The 17,272-nt window shown below is 63.2% G+C and carries 12 protein-coding genes; 6 read left to right on the top strand and 6 right to left on the bottom strand.

Features of this window, described 5'->3' with window-relative positions:
• Window positions 1-13: 13 nt before the first annotated feature.
• From ADJ70_RS06665 to ADJ70_RS06640, 6 genes are all read right to left on the bottom strand, one after another.
• Entirely contained in the window at window positions 14-1,321 is a 1,308-nt protein-coding gene (locus ADJ70_RS06665; protein ID WP_050344457.1) for a lipopolysaccharide biosynthesis protein, read from the bottom strand.
• Window positions 1,322-1,366: 45 nt separating this feature from the next.
• Window positions 1,367-3,055 (bottom strand): hypothetical protein, encoded by a 1,689-nt coding sequence (locus tag ADJ70_RS06660; RefSeq protein ID WP_050344456.1) that lies wholly within the window; start codon window positions 3,053-3,055, stop codon window positions 1,367-1,369.
• Between the two features lie 87 nt (window positions 3,056-3,142).
• Complete coding sequence (locus tag ADJ70_RS06655) at window positions 3,143-4,828, bottom strand: hypothetical protein (protein WP_050344455.1); 1,686 nt, start codon at window positions 4,826-4,828, stop codon at window positions 3,143-3,145.
• Between the two features lie 37 nt (window positions 4,829-4,865).
• On the bottom strand, window positions 4,866-6,563 hold the full coding sequence (locus ADJ70_RS06650) for a hypothetical protein (protein ID WP_050344454.1): 1,698 nt from the start codon (window positions 6,561-6,563) through the stop codon (window positions 4,866-4,868).
• A gap of 96 nt (window positions 6,564-6,659) precedes the next feature.
• Complete coding sequence (locus tag ADJ70_RS06645) at window positions 6,660-8,378, bottom strand: hypothetical protein (protein ID WP_050344453.1); 1,719 nt, start codon at window positions 8,376-8,378, stop codon at window positions 6,660-6,662.
• 96 nt (window positions 8,379-8,474) lie between these two features.
• On the bottom strand, window positions 8,475-10,193 hold the full coding sequence (locus ADJ70_RS06640) for a hypothetical protein (RefSeq protein WP_050344452.1): 1,719 nt from the start codon (window positions 10,191-10,193) through the stop codon (window positions 8,475-8,477).
• A 138-nt stretch (window positions 10,194-10,331) separates the two neighbouring features.
• Between ADJ70_RS06640 and ADJ70_RS06635 the strand changes: the two genes are divergently transcribed.
• The 6 genes from ADJ70_RS06635 (at window position 10,332) to ADJ70_RS06610 (ending at window position 17,248) form a co-directional block, all read left to right on the top strand.
• On the top strand, window positions 10,332-12,098 hold the full coding sequence (locus tag ADJ70_RS06635) for a hypothetical protein (RefSeq protein WP_172674455.1): 1,767 nt from the start codon (window positions 10,332-10,334) through the stop codon (window positions 12,096-12,098).
• A 144-nt stretch (window positions 12,099-12,242) separates the two neighbouring features.
• On the top strand, window positions 12,243-12,542 hold the full coding sequence (locus ADJ70_RS06630) for a hypothetical protein (protein ID WP_050344450.1): 300 nt from the start codon (window positions 12,243-12,245) through the stop codon (window positions 12,540-12,542).
• A 361-nt stretch (window positions 12,543-12,903) separates the two neighbouring features.
• Window positions 12,904-14,187 carry a hypothetical protein gene (locus ADJ70_RS06625; RefSeq protein WP_050344449.1) on the top strand — a complete coding sequence of 428 codons (1,284 nt, stop codon included), beginning with the start codon at window positions 12,904-12,906 and terminating at the stop codon, window positions 14,185-14,187.
• A gap of 94 nt (window positions 14,188-14,281) precedes the next feature.
• Entirely contained in the window at window positions 14,282-15,865 is a 1,584-nt protein-coding gene (locus tag ADJ70_RS06620) for a hypothetical protein (RefSeq protein ID WP_050344448.1), read from the top strand.
• Window positions 15,866-15,874: 9 nt separating this feature from the next.
• A complete protein-coding gene (locus ADJ70_RS06615) occupies window positions 15,875-16,654 on the top strand; it encodes an ABC transporter ATP-binding protein (RefSeq protein ID WP_050344447.1) in 780 nt (259 codons plus the stop codon).
• Between the two features lie 243 nt (window positions 16,655-16,897).
• Complete coding sequence (locus ADJ70_RS06610) at window positions 16,898-17,248, top strand: hypothetical protein (RefSeq protein ID WP_050344446.1); 351 nt, start codon at window positions 16,898-16,900, stop codon at window positions 17,246-17,248.
• Window positions 17,249-17,272: the final 24 nt, after the last annotated feature.

Genomic DNA, 17,272 nt, shown 5'->3' with positions numbered 1-17,272 from the left:
AGTTAGCCCACCCTCAGTCCCTTGCCAGCGGCTTTGGTAGCTGGCTTTCCTCAGCACTACTCTCACGGGCACGTGAGAGCTCGTGCGAATAGGGCACAAGAAACGAGATTACGAGCAAAACCATTGTGGCGAGGTAGGACCATGCGGCACCCGTGATGCCAAAGAGCTCCGTCGCGACGGGGCAGAGCAGCGCAGCGAGCGCGGCGGCGATGACGTTGCCCACGATCAGGCTGTTCTGCCTTCGCATGATCGCCATGACGGAGGTGAGGAGCATCGCGACGGCAAGAAAGCCCCCACCTGTCACTAGCACGACGAGCTCGACCACATAAGGCGAGAGGTCGGCGGCATAGAGCGCGCTCAGGATGGGAATGCCGAGGATGGCGGCCGCGACGTCGCAGGCTATCGTGATGGCGACGATCAAGGCGATGATGCGCCTGATGGTGGAGCTGAAGGCCCTCACGTCATGTCGTGCCCAGCTCAGGCCGAGGGGAGTGAGGTTGGGGTTGTATATGAAGCTCGACAGCATGCTCACGACGAAGGTCGGCATGGCGAGGTAGCCATAATAGGCCTGATGCAGGTCATCCAGCCTCGCGTCGATCGCATACTTGGGGGCGTTGGTGAGGTAATACTGGAGGGAGGTGACGAGCGCGAGCGCGAAGCAGGCGAGGAGCAGCCTGCCCACCTTTCCAGGCAAGAACCCCTGTCCTGGCTGGGGCAGCTTGTGGCGGAGCCGTGCCCAGATGCACTCGCAGACGGCGAAGAGGGTCGTGTAGGCCGTGGCTAAGGCTAGGGCAGGGAGCTGGTCACGCAGGATGATAATGGCCGCGACATAGAGGGCGACCGTGGTCAGAAGGCGCGCCGTCAGGACCTTGCCTGCCACATCGAGCCTGCCCTCGCGCTGATACTCCCCGTGGTACACGTCCTCGACGCAGTCTACGAGCTTGAACAGCAGCATGAGGAAGATAACTGCCGTCTTGTCGGGCGAGTAGCCGACGCTCGCGGCGTTGAGGGCGAGCAGCGCTGCGCCTAAGGCGAGCATGAGGAGGCTCGTCGCGATGCGTGAGACGCCATACTCCGCGAAGGAGTACTCTCCCGTAGTGTCTGAGGCCTGGTATGCCCGCTCCCCCCACTTCCCTATGGTGAGGAAGAGGTTGGCGTGCGCATAGGCCAGCGTGAAGACGCCCGCTGCCGTCGCGTCGCAGACATGGCTTATCACGATGACCACGATGACGCTCTGGAACGCCATGAGCAGGCCACTCACGGTGTTCCAGAGGTAGGCGGACCTCATGACGCCCTCTTGTATGGGTTTGTCGAACCTCACCGAAACCTCTCATCTGGTAGTTTTCGTCATTGACATCAGAGAGGCCTAGCGCTCGAGCAGGTAGGTCTCGGACGAGATATAGCCCTCGTTGGCGCCCATGTAGCCCTTGACGTACGTACACCTGGAGTAGCCAAGCTTCCCCGCAACCTCTCTTGCGTTTTCCTCACCCGTCCGGTTGCTAGGAGCGTTATACATGTCAACGTAGAGCACCACCTCGTCGGGGGTGCCCTTGGACGCGAGGTAGGCGGCGATGCCCGCAGAGGCGGGGTCCTTCTCCACGTGGACGTCCTCGAACTCCAGGAGCTGCGGTACGTCTGCGGTGATGGAGAGATTCGCCCAACCAACCCCTTCATCTCCTCGATTAACCAGGTAGACGCAGGGGTCGGCGGCGTAGGGTGCGATGAGCTCCCGCTGTCGGGCGTCCTCCTCCCCGAGGTAGGCCGGCGGCATCGCGACGTCGAAGGCGAAAAGCGCCGCCACCATCGCCAGGGCCGCGAGGGCTGCCAGGCGGCCCCGCCCCCCGGGCTGGCGGCGCAGCCAGGCGTCCAGCGACAGGGCGGCCCCGGCCGCGACCATCGGGCAGGAGCTGTAGAGGTACCTCGCCGAGAGAAAAGGAGCCACCAGGGAGACGAGGACGAGGGTGAGCAGCCCCGGCGCGACGGACGCGACGACGACCGACGACGCGCCCCCGGCCTCCCCCTCGCGACCGCCCTCGCCGTGCCCGAGGCGGATGCGCGCCCACGCCGAGAGCGCCCACGCCAGGATCGCGACGACCATGTCCTTCAGGGCGTATCGGCCAGACTGTAGGAGACTCTGTGGCCACGCGGGGACGTAGAGCAGGGCGGCGAGCGCCCCCTGGCCCGACGTGCCCGGCGTGGCGCCGGCGCCCCCCGCCCCCAGGTGCGCGAGGGCGGCCGGCCACGCGAGCAGAAGGAGGCCCACGCCCGCCAGGGCGCAGGCGGCCAGGGCGCCCGCCTCGCCGAGGCGCCGGCGCCTGAGCAGGTGGGTCCCGGCCGCCAGGCAGGCGAGGAAGGCGTATATGGCGAAGTAGTACTGCGTCATGAGGCCGAGGAAGACGGTGGCCCCGACGGCGGCGGGCAGCAGGCGGCGCGCCCCGCCGGAGGCGCCCTCGCGCATCAGGGCCGCGAGCTCGAGGGCGAGCAGGACGGTGAGGGCCGTGAGCATCTCGTACATCCTGATGTAGAGCACGTCGGAGAGCCCCGCGCGGCTGAGGCCCCAGAGCGCCACCCCGCAGGCGCAGGCGGCCCTCGAGCAGCCGAGCTCGCGCAGCAGCGCCCAGAGCGCGACCAGGGCGACGGCGTGGCAGGCGAGGTTCAGGCCCAGGCCGGCCCACTTGGACCAGGCGCCCGGCGCGAGCGACGAGGCGGCGTTCAGGGCCAGGCCGAACAGCGGCGGGTGGAGGTCCCCCTCCTGGTTGTGGAGGACAGAGCCGACGTCCATGCGCTCGCCCTCGCCGACCGAGACGTAGTCGAGCAGGTCCCGCCGGGTGAGGGTCGCGCCGGCGAGGTCGCCGCCGGCCACGTCGCTCAGGAAGGGGGCGTAGTGGCTGTTGGCGTAGCCGTAGGACCAGACCTCGTCCACGAAGAAGCCCCGCTTGGCCACGCAGTAGCCCACGGCGACGGCGAGGCAGAGGGCGACGGCCGCGAGCGGGAGCCAGCGCGACGGGCCGGCCCCGCCGTCCTGCATCGGGCTCTTCGTTCGGTTCTCTTCCATGATGTCTCCCTTCCACGCCCGTCGCGCTCGACGGGTCAAACACCTATCCTTCCGGCAGGGCCAGCCCAGCTGTTACGTTCTAGCGACCTAGCGTTCGAGCAGGTAGGTCTCGGACAAGTTGTACCCGTCGCCGGCGCCCATGTAGCCCTTGACGTACGTACACCTGGAGTAGCCAAGCCTCCCCGCAACCTCCCTCGCGGTCCCCTCGCCCGCCCGGGTGCTGGTGGTGCCAGACACGTCTACGTAGAGCGCCACCTCGTCGGGGTTGCCCTTGGACGCGAGGTAGGAGGCGATGCCCGCCGAGGCGGGGTCTGTCTCCACGTGGACGTCCTCGAACTCCATGAGCTGCAACATGTCGGCAACGATGGAACCAGCGTCGCTCGACTCGCGGCCCAGTACATAGACGCAGGGGTCGGCGGTGTAGGGTGCCATGAGCTCCCGCTGTCGGGCGTACTCCTCCCCGAGGGAGACTGGTGGCATCGCGACGTCGAAGGCGAAAAGCGCCGCCACCATCGCCAGGGCCGCGAGGGCTGCCAGGCGGCCCCGCCCCCCGGGCTGGCGGCGCAGCCAGGCGTCCAGCGACAGGGCGGCCCCGGCCGCGACCATCGGGCAGGAGCTGTAGAGGTACCTCATTGAGAGGTGAGGAACCGCTAGGGAGACGAGGACGAGGGTGAGCAGCCCCGGCGCGACGGACGCGACGACGACCGACGACGCGCCCCCGGCCTCCCCCTCGCGACCGCCCTCGCCGTGCCCGAGGCGGATGCGCGCCCACGCCGAGAGCGCCCACGCCAGGATCGCGACGACCATGTCCTTCAGGGCGTTCAGGCCGTACCACAAAAGACTCAAGGGCCACGCGGGGACGTAGAGCAGGGCGGCGAGCGCCCCCTGGCCCGACGTGCCCGGCGTGGCGCCGGCGCCCCCCGCCCCCAGGTGCGCGAGGGCGGCCGGCCACGCGAGCAGAAGGAGGCCCACGCCCGCCAGGGCGCAGGCGGCCAGGGCGCCCGCCTCGCCGAGGCGCCGGCGCCTGAGCAGGTGGGTCCCGGCCGCCAGGCAGGCGAGGAAGGCGTATATGGCGAAGTAGTACTGCGTCATGAGGCCGAGGAAGACGGTGGCCCCGACGGCGGCGGGCAGCAGGCGGCGCGCCCCGCCGGAGGCGCCCTCGCGCATCAGGGCCGCGAGCTCGAGGGCGAGCAGGACGGTGAGGGCCGTGAGCATCTCGTACATCCTGATGTAGAGCACGTCGGAGAGCCCCGCGCGGCTGAGGCCCCAGAGCGCCACCCCGCAGGCGCAGGCGGCCCTCGAGCAGCCGAGCTCGCGCAGCAGCGCCCAGAGCGCGACCAGGGCGACGGCGTGGCAGGCGAGGTTCAGGCCCAGGCCGGCCCACTTGGACCAGGCGCCCGGCGCGAGCGACGAGGCGGCGTTCAGGGCCAGGCCGAACAGCGGCGGGTGGAGGTCCCCCTCCTGGTTGTGGAGGACCGAGCCCGCGTCCATGCGCTCGCCCTCGCCGACCGAGACGTAGTCGAGCAGGTCCCGCCGGGTGAGGGTCGCGCCGGCGAGGTCGCCGCCGGCCACGTCGCTCAGCAGAGGAGCGTAGTGGCTGTTGGCGTAGCCGTAGGACCAGACCTCGTCCACGAAGAAGCCCCGCTTGGCCACGCAGTAGCCCACGGCGACGGCGAGGCAGAGGGCGACGGCCGCGAGCGGGAGCCATGATCGCCCAAACTCGGGTAGACACTGCCGTCCTCCCGTCGAATGCTCCTCCCGTCCCGTTCCCATGAAACTTCCTTTCTCTGTTCCGATGAGGCTGAATAGCCTAGCGCCTGAGCAGATAGGTCTCGGACGAGCTGTAGCCAGCCACCTCCGAGCTTTGGATAAGCTCTCGATCGTGGTAGCCGAACGATCGTGCGACTTCGGCTGCGGTCTCCTCACCGTTGAGCGTGCTGCTTTGCGGGTATACATCGACGTAGAGCACCACCTCGTCGGGGTTGCCCTTGGACGCGAGGTAGGCGGCGATGCCCGCAGAGGCGGGGTCCTTCTCCACGTGGACGTCCTCGAACTCCATGAGCTGCGGTACGTCGGAGGTGATGGAGTAGTTGTTATCCGCAGGCTCTTGGTACGAGCTTCCCACCAGATAGACGCAGGGGTCGGCGGTGTAGGGTGCCATGAGCTCCCGCTGTCGGGCGTACTCCTCCCCGAGGGAGACTGGTGGCATCACGACGTCGAAGGCGAAAAGCGCCGCCACCATCGCCAGGGCCGCGAGGGCTGCCAGGCGGCCCCGCCCCCCGGGCTGGCGGCGCAGCCAGGCGTCCAGCGACAGGGCGGCCCCGGCCGCGACCATCGGGCAGGAGCTGTAGAGGTACCTCATTGAGAGGTGAGGAACCGCTAGGGAGACGAGGACGAGGGTGAGCAGCCCCGGCGCGATGGACGCGACGACGACCGACGACGCGCCGCCGTCGCCCCCGGCCTCCCCCTCGCGACCGCCCTCGCCGTGCCCGAGGCGGATGCGCGCCCACGCCGAGAGCGCCCACGCCAGGATCGCGACGACCATGTCCTTCAGGGTGTTCAGGCCGTACCACAAAAGACTCAAGGGCCACGCGGGGACGTAGAGCAGGGCGGCGAGCGCCCCCTGGCCCGACGTGCCCGGCGTGGCGCCGGCGCCCCCCGCCCCCAGGTGCGCGAGGGCGGCCGGCCACGCGAGCAGAAGGAGGCCCACGCCCGCCAGGGCGCAGGCGGCCAGGGCGCCCGCCTCGCCGAGGCGCCGGCGCCTGAGCAGGTGGGTCCCGGCCGCCAGGCAGGCGAGGAAGGCGTATATGGCGAAGTAGTACTGCGTCATGAGGCCGAGGAAGACGGTGGCCCCGACGGCGGCGGGCAGCAGGCGGCGCGCCCCGCCGGAGGCGCCCTCGCGCATCAGGGCCGCGAGCTCGAGGGCGAGCAGGACGGTGAGGGCCGTGAGCATCTCGTACATCCTGATGTAGAGCACGTCGGAGAGCCCCGCGCGGCTGAGGCCCCAGAGCGCCACCCCGCAGGCGCAGGCGGCCCTCGAGCAGCCGAGCTCGCGCAGCAGCGCCCAGAGCGCGACCAGGGCGACGGCGTGGCAGGCGAGGTTCAGGCCCAGGCCGGCCCACTTGGACCAGGCGCCCGGCGCGAGCGACGAGGCGGCGTTCAGGGCCAGGCCGAACAGCGGCGGGTGGAGGTCCCCCTCCTGGTTGTGGAGGACAGAGCCCGCGTCCATGCGCTCGCCCTCGCCGACCGAGACGTAGTCGAGCAGGTCCCGCCGGGTGAGGGTCGCGCCGGCGAGGTCGCCGCCGGCCACGTCGCTCAGCAGAGGAGCGTAGTGGCTGTTGGCGTAGCCGTAGGACCAGACCTCGTCCAAGTAGTAGCCCCGCTTGGCCACGCAGTAGCTCACGGCGACGGCGAGGCAGAGGGCGACGGCCGCGAGCGGGAGCCAGCGCGACGGGCCGGCCCCGCCGCCCGCGTCCGTGCCCTTGCCCCCTGGCCCCATGTTCCTCATAGCAAACTCCCTCCTTCGGATGTGGGCGCGGTGCCCGCCGCCCGGCCGGCGGGCGCTGTGGCGCGCCGTCCCGTCCCCATGGCCGGTGTTGACGACCTAGCGCCCGAGCAGGTAGGTCTCGGATGAGTTGTATCCGTTATCGGCGCCCGAGAAGCCCTTGACGTACGTACACCTGGAGTAGCCAAGCCTCCCCGCAACCTCCCTCGCGGTCCCCTCGCCCGCCCGGGTGCTGGCGGTCCCCTCGCCCGCCCGGGTGCTGGTGGTGCCAGACACGTCTACGTAGAGCACCACCTCGTCGGGGTCTCCCTTGGACGCGAGGTAGGCGGCGATGCCCGCCGAGGCTGGATCTGTCTCCACGTGGACGTCCTCGAACTCCATGAGTTGCAACATGTCGGCAGTGATGGAGAGATTCGCCAAGCCAGCATCGGTGTACCCTCGCTTGATGAGATAGACACAGGGTCCAGCGGCGTAGGGTGCCACAGTCTTTCGCTGCGCATACTCATAGTCACCAAGATACATAGGTTTCATTACGACACATAAGAGAAGCAGCACTGCCATAGTTGTCCCGGTCACAAATATGACTTTGCGGCGTCGTTGGCTTTCTGGTATCTGTCGAAACCATGTGTCCAGCGACAGGGCGGTCCCGGCCGCGACCAGTGGGAGGGAACTGTAGAGGTACCTCGGTGAGAGGTAAGGAGCAATTATGATGATGAGGATGATGACTATGGGTACAGGCACGAGGATTGCGACGATGATCGACGACGTGCCATCGCGCTCAGTCGTGGGGACTTGGGTCTTACGTCGGCCTAGGTGAACAGCGATCCAGGCCGAGAGCAGCCACGCTATGGCAATGGACATATCCCTTATAATATATTCTCCGAACTGAGAGAACTTCTCGGGCCATGCCGCGAGATCGACAAATCTGGTCAGGGCGTCCCCGCCAGATACGCCTGACGAGCTGTTATGGGCCCCCAGGTGCGCGAGGGCGGCCGGCCACGCGAGCAAAAAGAGGCCCACGCCCGCCAGGGCGCAGGCGGCCAGGGCGCCCGCCTCGCCGAGGCGCCGGCGCCTGAGCAGGTGGGTCCCGGCCGCCAGGCAGGCGAGGAAGGCGTATATGGCGAAGTAGTACTGCGTCATGAGGCCGAGGAAGACGGTGGCCCCGACGGCGGCGGGCAGCAGGCGGCGCGCCCCGCCGGAGGCGCCCTCGCGCATCAGGGCCGCGAGCTCGAGGGCGAGCAGGACGGTGAGGGCCGTGAGCATCTCGTACATCCTGATGTAGAGCACGTCGGAGAGCCCCGCGCGGCTGAGGCCCCAGAGCGCCACCCCGCAGGCGCAGGCGGCCCTCGAGCAGCCGAGCTCGCGCAGCAGCGCCCAGAGCGCGACCAGGGCGACGGCGTGGCAGGCGAGGTTCAGGCCCAGGCCGGCCCACTTGGACCAGGCGCCCGGCGCGAGCGACGAGGCGGCGTTCAGGGCCAGGCCGAACAGCGGCGGGTGGAGGTCCCCCTCCTGGTTGTGGAGGACAGAGCCGACGTCCATGCGCTCGCCCTCGCCGACCGAGACGTAGTCGAGCAGGTCCCGCCGGGTGAGGGTCGCGCCGGCGAGGTCGCCGCCGGCCACGTCGCTCAGGAAGGGGGCGTAGTGGCTGTTGGCGTAGCCGTAGGACCAGACCTCGTCCACGAAGAAGCCCCGCTTGGCCACGCAGTAGCCCACGGCGACGGCGAGGCAGAGGGCGACGGCCGCGAGCGGGAGCCAGCGCGACGGGCCGGCCCCGCCGCCTGCGTCCGTGCCCTTGCCCCCTGGCCCCGTGTTCCTCATAGCGAACTCCCTCCTTCGGATGTGGGCGCGGTGCCCGCCGCCCGGCCGGCGGGCGCTGTGGCGCGCCGTCCCGTCCCCATGGCCGGCGTTGACGGTCTAGCGCCTGAGCAGGTATGCCTCGGATAGAACTGGCGCATCAGGACCCACACGCTCTATGAGCGTCTTTCGTGAGTATCCCAAACGTTTTGCCACCAGGTCCGATATCGCCTCGCTGTCAAGCGATGTGGTGTCTCCATAGTTGACATGGTTAGGATACGTAACTGTGTCGACGTAGAGCACTATCTCGTCGGGGTTGCCCTTGGACGCGAGGTAGGCGGCGATGCCCGCCGAGGTGGGGTCTGTCTCCAAGTGGACGTCCTCGAACTCTAGAAGCTGCGGTACGTCTGCGGTGATGGAGAGATTCGCACTGTCTGTGGTCTTCCCTCGTCCAACAATGTAGACGCAGGGGTCGGCAGCGTAGGGCACCACAGCCTCTTGTTGCGCATAGGCTTCCTCCCCGAGGTAAGCAGGCTTGTAGAATATAGCGAAGATGAGCAATACTGCGGTAAGCGCTCCGATAACGACCTTGATCTGACGGCTACGCGTTTCTTGAGGCATTGAACGGAACCATGCGTCTAAGGACACTGCTGCGGCTGCCGAGATCAGGGGGCAAATATTATAGATAAATCTTGGTTCCTCAAAAAGAGCTATGAGGGCAATAATGAGGAGGTAGAGAAAAGCGGGCAGGATGATGTTACGGATATGTGACGTCAGGAGGGTATCCTCGAATGTGTTATCCCCAGCGTGGACCTCCTGCTTGGAACGTATGGTTCCCCATGCCGAGAGCAGCCACACTAAAATTACAGCGGGCAGAGCCTGTATTATCATCCTCCCGAACGTTGAGAGTCTCTCGGGCCACGCGGGGACGTTGAGCAGGGCATAAAATGCCCCTTCGCCCGACATTGCGATCGAGGGATTCTTTCCAGCGGGCAGGTTGTAGAAAGCAGCCGGCCACGCGAGCAAAAAGAGGCCCACGCCCGCCAGGGCGCAGGCGGCCAGGGCGCCCGCCTCGCCGAGGCGCCGGCGCCTGAGCAGGTGGGTCCCGGCCGCCAGGCAGGCGAGGAAGGCGTATATGGCGAAGTAGTACTGCGTCATGAGGCCGAGGAAGACGGTGGCCCCGACGGCGGCGGGCAGCAGGCGGCGCGCCCCGCCGGAGGCGCCCTCGCGCATCAGGGCCGCGAGCTCGAGGGCGAGCAGGACGGTGAGGGCCGTGAGCATCTCGTACATCCTGATGTAGAGCACGTCGGAGAGCCCCGCGCGGCTGAGGCCCCAGAGCGCCACCCCGCAGGCGCAGGCGGCCCTCGAGCAGCCGAGCTCGCGCAGCAGCGCCCAGAGCGCGACCAGGGCGACGGCGTGGCAGGCGAGGTTCAGGCCCAGGCCGGCCCACTTGGACCAGGCGCCCGGCGCGAGCGACGAGGCGGCGTTCAGGGCCAGGCCGAACAGCGGCGGGTGGAGGTCGGGCGCTTGGTTGTGGAGGACCGAGCCCGCGTCCATGCGCTCGCCCTCGCCGACCGAGACGTAGTCGAGCAGGTCCCGCCGGGTGAGGGTCGCGCCGGCGAGGTCGCCGCCGGCCACGTCGCTCAGGACGCGGGCGTAGTGGCTGTTGGCGTAGCCGTAGGACCAGACCTCGTCCACGAAGAAGCCCCGCTTGGCCACGCAGTAGCCCACGGCGACGGCGAGGCAGAGGGCGACGGCCGCGAGCGGGAGCCAGCGCGACGGGCCGGCCCCACCACGGTCCTCCCAGGGCTGGGCCTCGGCGCCCTTCTGAATCTCCATCACAGAACCTCCTCTGATCCCTCTGCCAGTTGGATTCGACCTATGCCATATGGCACGCCTTCCATAAGCGACCATGATATATTATCAGTCATAGTTCAGTCAAACGTGGGACGGTAGCTATGCGAGGGTCGAGGGTTCATGTGCAGGGGATTGTACGCGTGGTGTAGGAGAGAATGGGCCACGTTCAGGCTCCTTCTCTGGGCGATGAGCAGGGGGGATGCGAGACGTGACGATTCTGCAGCCTCTGGCCGCCTTGTGCGTAAGGTTCTCGCGACGCTTCCCCTCATTGCCGGAGTGGCGTTCATGTTTCTTGTCGGTGTGGTTGCGGGGACTATGAGCCATGATCTGGTTGCGGGACTCAGGCTGACGGCTGCAATATTGGTGTGGATGGGTCTCTTCTCAGGCATGAATCAGGCGGCCAACGTGCTGTACTATACGAGTGATATCAACTTCTACCTTGTGCTCCCCATAGATGCTGGTGCGATCATCTGGTCGCGCATGTTGATGTTTATCCTCCCGAGCTTTGCGGGCAACTTCGCGCTCATGCTCTCCTTTGTCCTTGCTTGGACGATCGCCGCAGGCTCAGGTCCTCTTACCGTCGCGCTCATGGTAGTGGCCGTTCTGTGCGTTACCCTCTCGTCAGAGTTCCTCATGACGATGCTCGTCATCCTTTTGATGCGTCTGTCGCGCTTCGCGCGTGACAAGGATCGCTTCACTAAACTCTTTGGTATTATGGAAATGTTGCTGACGATTGCCTTTGGAATGTGGCTGCAGCCACAGCTCGCATGCACTACCTCTCTGCAACAGATGACGTTGCAGGTGACCGTCACCGCAATGGGCGCGCCTGCGCTCCTTGTGGTGTTGGGCGTCTCCTGTCCGCCTATCCTGCTGGCAGAGGCTCTCTTCTCGAGTTCACCCATCTATGCGTTGGCGTCGCTCGTCGGTATGATCGCCCTCACGCTTGGCATGGCGATGGCGCTCTGGCATGTCGCCGGTCACCTCTATCTTCCAGGTGTCCGGGCACTTGGTTCTATGGGGGCAGGGTTGGGAAAAAGAACAGCCCTCGGCGAGGGCGCCAGGGCGAGGAACCCAGACCTTAAAGGACTCCTCAGGCAGCGAGGTCAGTTTGGAGCTAACCTTGCGCGTGACTGGCTTCAGACGGTGCGCTGCGCCTATTTCTTCAACAAGTTCATTCTCACGCAGGCGCTGGCCCCCCTTTACTTCGTCTGCATGATGGTGCTGGCCGCCACGGCACGGCTGCAAGGGCGGGATGCCGCCACGATCCTCGGCCTGCTGCGCGCCCTCGCCCTGGGTCCCCAGGGACTGGATTTTTCGACCCTCGCTGTCTTGGGGCTGGTGGCGACGACGAGCTTCTCCACCGTGACCTATATGACGGCGGTCAGCCGAGACGGGCGAGACTTCGCCTACCTCAGGTCGCTTCCCATGAACTGGACAGCCTACCTCATCGGAAAGCTTCTTCCCCTTCTTGCCCTTGCCACCCTGCCGCTTCTGGTAGTGCTGCTGGTGGTGCTTGCGGTCCTTGGGCTGCCCCTGGCAAGAGTACTTTACCTCGTGCTTCTCTTTTTGCTTGACGCGACGCTCGTTGGGATGCTGACGTTTGGCGTGGGGGCGCGGTTTCCCAGGCTCTCATGGGAAAGCGAGGAGCAGATCATGGGGGTCAAAGCGGCCGTATCCTACATCATCGGAGGTGCCTTCCTTGCCATTGCGCTCATCGCACCTCAGGCTCTCCTTGTCATCATGCACCTAGGTGACGCGGCGTTCCTCTCGGCCTCATCCCTCGTGGGGGCCGTGTTGGCCATCGCACTCGCCGAGTTGATCCCTGTCGTGCTGTGGGTGTGTGTTGGCTGCGCGCGCAGGCTTGCGCGACTCTCCGTCGAGTTATAGGGCATGCGACGGGGACTTTCAAAGAGCGTTGTGCTATCCTGTTACTATGGTACAGGCTGCTTATGCGCTCACGTGCGCGATGTCGCCTGTGGTCTTACGTTCAGTCACTGATTGCTCCGTGAGGGGCGGAAAAGAGGAGAAGGCATGGGGGTAGGCGGACTCGAGATCGGAAAGATGATATCTGCGTTCACAAGCAATCCGGAGGTTAGCTCTAAGCTGAGGGAGCTGGTCGATGAGGACGTCGAGACTCAGGCGGATGGCGTCGCAAAAATTGTGAAGGAGAACGTGGGACTCGATCTGGGCCGAGACCAGATCCTCGGCCTCCTGCAGAGCTTTGGAGGTCTTCAGGGTGTGCTGGGTAAGGTCACCTCCGGTAGCGGGAAGTCAGGAGGTATCGACGAAAAGGACGTTAACGATGCCGTCTCGAACTTGATGGGGAAGTAACCTACGCGTATCACGTCAGGCCGTCTGTCATGCCAGACGTTGGTTTGTAGGTTTTGTGTTGTATGATGGGACATGCGGGAGGCAGGGGCGGCGTGGGCGTAGCCTCTGCCTTCTGTTTTTACACAGATCACATTTTTTGCTGATTTTTGGCTATAGAAAAGATTGTTGTCCCACACTACTCACATTTGTTATAGTATGTACACATGATATAGGCAGATGAATGCTTAATGACGGTACGCGCAGATGAGACAAACCCAGCCGTTGTTCGTGCATGTGATGCTTCGTTCGCGCTCGCTGACACTGCGTGAGATTTCTCATGGAGGTCCCGTCCTAAGCCTTCAGATGTGGCGGAGGTGAACGTATGTCTACGGAAAAAAGGATAAATCCCGCGATATGGGCAGGGCTCATGGGGATTGGTACCGTTAGTGTTCCCAGCTGCGCATATGCGGCAACGAACTCGACATCTTTCGGCCTCCCGCATGAGTTTGTAATCGGCGCTGCCGTTGGCGTCCTAGCTGCGGCAGGCGCCATCGCCGTCTTCCTCAAGATATCGAGGCGAAGGAGGCAAGCGAGGGAACAAGCCGAAGAACGCACCGCTGTCGTTGATTATAGCATGCCGGTGGGGAATGACATACAGGTCGCTGATGTTGACGCACTTATAATGGAGATGACCCCTAAGGATCAAATGGCGTCTCAGCACCAGGTGGAGCGTCTTGCGCTTGGCATCGAGGGCGAGTTTGTAACCCCCGTCGCCAGCGAAGAACCTCACAATGTGCCTGCCGCGAAGGCTGTCGAAAGCCCTCGGAGCGTGAGGGAGGTTCTCTTTGAGCGCTTGGATGGCGATAACATCGATGGCCTGCCCGTCATCAAAGCTTCCGATGGCATGGTGAAGGACAGCGGCACCGGTCTGATAAGCGTTGGGTTTAAAGGTGCTGCCTATACGCGTGAAGGTCAGGTTGAGCCAACGCCGGCATCCTTGGATACTGCGTCGAAGGTCACCAATCAGTCCCAGTCAGCCTCAGCCATAGCTCATGCGACCACGGCGAGCGTGACAACTGGCTCAAAGGCAACGGTGCCGGAGTCTAGTATGGCTGCGACGAAGACGGCGGCTCGTGCGTCCAACCTAGCTGCTGCACAATCCGCGCTGGTCGCTCGGATTCCACCTGCTGCCGATTCCGTGGCGGGCAAGGCCGCGCTCGCGTCGTCCCGCACTAGGACTACGGGCTCCGCAGTGACTCTCGAGATGCGAAAGAGGGCCGCCATCATAGCGCAGCGTGTGCCAAAGGTTTGCCCCGAACGTCGGCCGTCAGCTGCGTCCACTGACAAGGGTGGTCAGAAACCACTGGACAGCGCTGCGGCTAGTCGGGCAGCCGCTGCAGCGAGTCGGGCAGCTGCCAGAAGGAGGGCACTTGACAGGGTGGCTATGGTCGTCGCTCTGAACGCAGCGGTATCGAGGAGACTCGTCGCGGCGGTACGAGAGGATGAGCATCAAAGTCACGTAAATCCCACTGGTGCGCCGTTCAAGTCCCACATGAATGCGGTACGCGTTGCTGCCAGGCGTACACACGACGAGAGCGAGATGCCCACCGAATCCCTCCTTACTAGGGAGAAGGAGCTGCATGAGGATCTGGGGCTTGCGTCGTAGCCCGTGGAATACTACAGTAAGAGAGCTTTTGCTATGCGTGAGATGACACTGCAGGGCTGACGTCATTTGAGGAAGGAAGGAAAGAGGGAACCTCATGAGCTTGATGGATAGTCTTGGCCGGTCAAGGGCTAACACTAAGGACGTTCCGGTGCAAAGGGTTGGTCCACTCGTCGTCGCTATCCTCGCCATCACTATGGTTGCCTTTATCGCTTACATCTCTATAAGTGAGATTCTGTACGATAACGACACCTGGTTTCTCCTCAACACGGGGAGAGACATCGTTGCTCATGGTGTTCCGCATGAGGAGCAGTTCGGCATGTTCACGGGCGTGAGATACATTGCCCAGCAATGGCTCTACGCCTATCTCCTTTGGTGCGTCTATGACATGTTTGGCGTGCTTGGCCCCGTCATCCTGATGTACCTCCTGTGGGTAGGCATACTGCTGATCTCGCTGCAGCTGATCAAGGGTGGACAAAGGAGTATCGGGCGTGACTTCGGGGATGCAGCCAAACTGAACACAGCATACTTACTCGCCGCCTTCACGGTGTTGGTTGGACCTGTGTTCAAATTGAACCCCAGAATATTCGATATCCTCACTATTCTGCTCTCTGCCCTGATATGGCAGCGTTTTGCCGAGAAAAGACGTCCTGTTGTCCTCTTAGCTTACGTTCCGATGGCCGTCCTCTTCATCAATCTTCATGGCGCGCTCTGGCCTCTTCCCTTTGCGGTGCCATTTTTGGGTATGGTGTTGCAACGGGATCTTTCTAAGAAGGAGCGCCTGGTTGTTTTTGGCGTGCTTTGTCTTATGCTTGCGGTTACATTCCTTAATCCGTATGGTCTGGATATGCACCTATATATCTTCAGGAGCATGGGTGTGATCTCGAATATGGGCATTGTCGAGATGCGCGCTCCTGGGGCTTTTGATAGGGGAGGGTTAGCCGGCATTTCCCTCATAGTCTTTCTGACCCTGTATATCTACTCCAGTGTCAAGGAGGGTCGTCGGCGCGAGATTAATAGAATGTGGCTGCTCCTCCTTGTCGGTGCAATTGTGCTTACGCTGCGGCAGGAAAGAAACTACAGTCTCCTTCTACCCTGCGTGATAGTCTTCATGGGGAGTGTTGACTTGAGCACGAGGAGACTTCTGAACTTGGGTGTCGCAAAAAACTGTATGAACTGCGCCACGATCATCGTGATTTGCTTTGGCGCATCCGCTCTACTGGCCGTGCGTCAGTCTACCAGCCACTTTGCTTACGATGACTTCGATCGGGTCAGTAGTATCATCGAATCAGGCTACGCTGAGGCTGCCGCTGACACAGGGGCTGACAAGTGGGCGCAGGCGCGTTCACGTACTACCATACTGTGCTATAATAGCAGTCCGTATCTGGAGTTTATGTATGGATACCGCTGTTTCATCGATCCGCGCTTTGAAATATGGTCCGAGAAGCTTAATGGAAAGTATGATTATCTCTCCCAAGTAAATGATATTGGAGTCAACAAGAACGTCAAGCCTATATTGGACCAGTACAAGTTCACTTATGTGCTTACGGATAGCGACGTTGATCCGCAGTTGTATGAGGATGCTGGATACTCTCAGATCTATCAGTCTGAACATGATCCGACGATGAGGCTCTTCGTAAGGAATGACTACGACGGCATACCGAATTGGGTACGCTCGTAAGTTATCGACGTGATACGGCTTGAGCATGTGAGCAAGTCCTACGACGGGGGCCGTACTCGCGCCGTGAACGAGCTCTCGCTCGAGATACCTTCTGGTCAGATATTCGGACTCCTCGGACCAAATGGTGCGGGTAAGTCGACGCTGCTCAACATGATAGTGGGTGTGCTCTCGCCTGATGTGGGTCGTATAGAGGTCGATGGCACCGATCTTGTAAAGGATCCCATTGAGGCTAAGCGACGTCTTTGCTATGTGAGCGACTCCCCGGACCATCTCCTGCGTCTGAAGGGCTATGAGTACCTGCGCTTCGTTGCCGATATCTACGGTGTGTCCGAGGACACGCGAGCGACGCGTGCCCCGATGCTTGTGCGACGGTTTGGCATGGAGGATGCGCTAGAAAAGCAGCTTCTCTCCTACTCCCATGGCATGCGCCAGAAGATGATGGTTATAGGGGCACTGTTACCTGATCCCGATGTCTGGATCTTGGATGAGCCCATGGTTGGCCTTGACCCGAGAGCTGCTCGCATCCTTAAGGACAGCATGCGAGCCCATGCTGATGCGGGAAGGACCGTCCTCTTTTCCACTCACGTGCTTGACGTTGCCGAGAGGGTCGTGGACCGTGTGGGTGTGATCGCTCGTGGTGAACTGCTTTTCCAAGGAAGTGTGGAGGATCTGCACACACGCTTTAGCGCGGATGAGTCCTTAGAGGATATGTTTCTTGAGCTAACGGAGGAGGGCTCACCGTTTCGGAAGGTGTCCGCATCGTTACCTGTCGCTAAGTCTCCAATCTGAGACCACCGGGACATTCTGAGGTTGACTACCGCTGTCCTATTACGTAGGCTATAGACTATGTACATAGAGTTTAGGGGAACGCAGATTAAATTGGGTCTTGCGAGTTGCTAGATCGCGTTTTGGCAGGGAGGAAGACTCTACGGTTGCTCGGTTCAATTTGATCGGCTTTTCTCTCGTTACCGGTGGACCTTGCTCAGCCGGTGTCGGACGGTATGCAGGGGAGATTGTGAGGTATTTCTGATTATGTGGCCCTATCTCCCACCCTTCCTCCCTCTGTTCATCCCGCTCTTCCTGCTGGACATCTTTGTGTCCTTTTGCTCGGGAATCGCCATGCAGGACAGGTGGATGTGGCGCATCCTCCTCACTCTTCAGGTGTTCTTCTCCCTCCTGCTCATCATTGATCTTAACGAGGCCCTTCCCCATACTCTTTTTCCGCTTGCGATAGCCACAACCTGCTTTGCGATCGAAACCATCTCACTCTACTATTCATCGCGGGGCAAGTACGCACAACTGGCCTTTGGCTTTTCCGTAGTATCAAACATACTCTTACTGCTGCTGGGCTTCACGCTCCTTGGGATCATACCCTTCCAGTGATAGAGGCGAGGGGGCCTTTTTCGT

Source organism: Olsenella sp. oral taxon 807 (assembly GCF_001189515.2).
Lineage (GTDB): Bacteria > Actinomycetota > Coriobacteriia > Coriobacteriales > Atopobiaceae > Olsenella_F.
Note: the sequence above shows the minus strand (reverse complement) of the source record. Positions and strands in the feature narration are given on the sequence as shown.

Coding starts and splice junctions, on each gene's coding strand:
- ADJ70_RS06645 (WP_050344453.1), bottom strand. CDS start 8,378: ATGAGGAACACGGGGCCAGGGGGCAAGGGCACGGACGCAGGCGGCGGG.
- ADJ70_RS06620 (WP_050344448.1), top strand. CDS start 14,282: ATGAGCTTGATGGATAGTCTTGGCCGGTCAAGGGCTAACACTAAGGAC.
- ADJ70_RS06650 (WP_050344454.1), bottom strand. CDS start 6,563: ATGAGGAACATGGGGCCAGGGGGCAAGGGCACGGACGCGGGCGGCGGG.
- ADJ70_RS06630 (WP_050344450.1), top strand. CDS start 12,243: ATGGGGGTAGGCGGACTCGAGATCGGAAAGATGATATCTGCGTTCACA.
- ADJ70_RS06655 (WP_050344455.1), bottom strand. CDS start 4,828: ATGGGAACGGGACGGGAGGAGCATTCGACGGGAGGACGGCAGTGTCTA.
- ADJ70_RS06625 (WP_050344449.1), top strand. CDS start 12,904: ATGTCTACGGAAAAAAGGATAAATCCCGCGATATGGGCAGGGCTCATG.
- ADJ70_RS06610 (WP_050344446.1), top strand. CDS start 16,898: ATGTGGCCCTATCTCCCACCCTTCCTCCCTCTGTTCATCCCGCTCTTC.
- ADJ70_RS06640 (WP_050344452.1), bottom strand. CDS start 10,193: ATGGAGATTCAGAAGGGCGCCGAGGCCCAGCCCTGGGAGGACCGTGGT.
- ADJ70_RS06635 (WP_172674455.1), top strand. CDS start 10,332: ATGTGCAGGGGATTGTACGCGTGGTGTAGGAGAGAATGGGCCACGTTC.
- ADJ70_RS06660 (WP_050344456.1), bottom strand. CDS start 3,055: ATGGAAGAGAACCGAACGAAGAGCCCGATGCAGGACGGCGGGGCCGGC.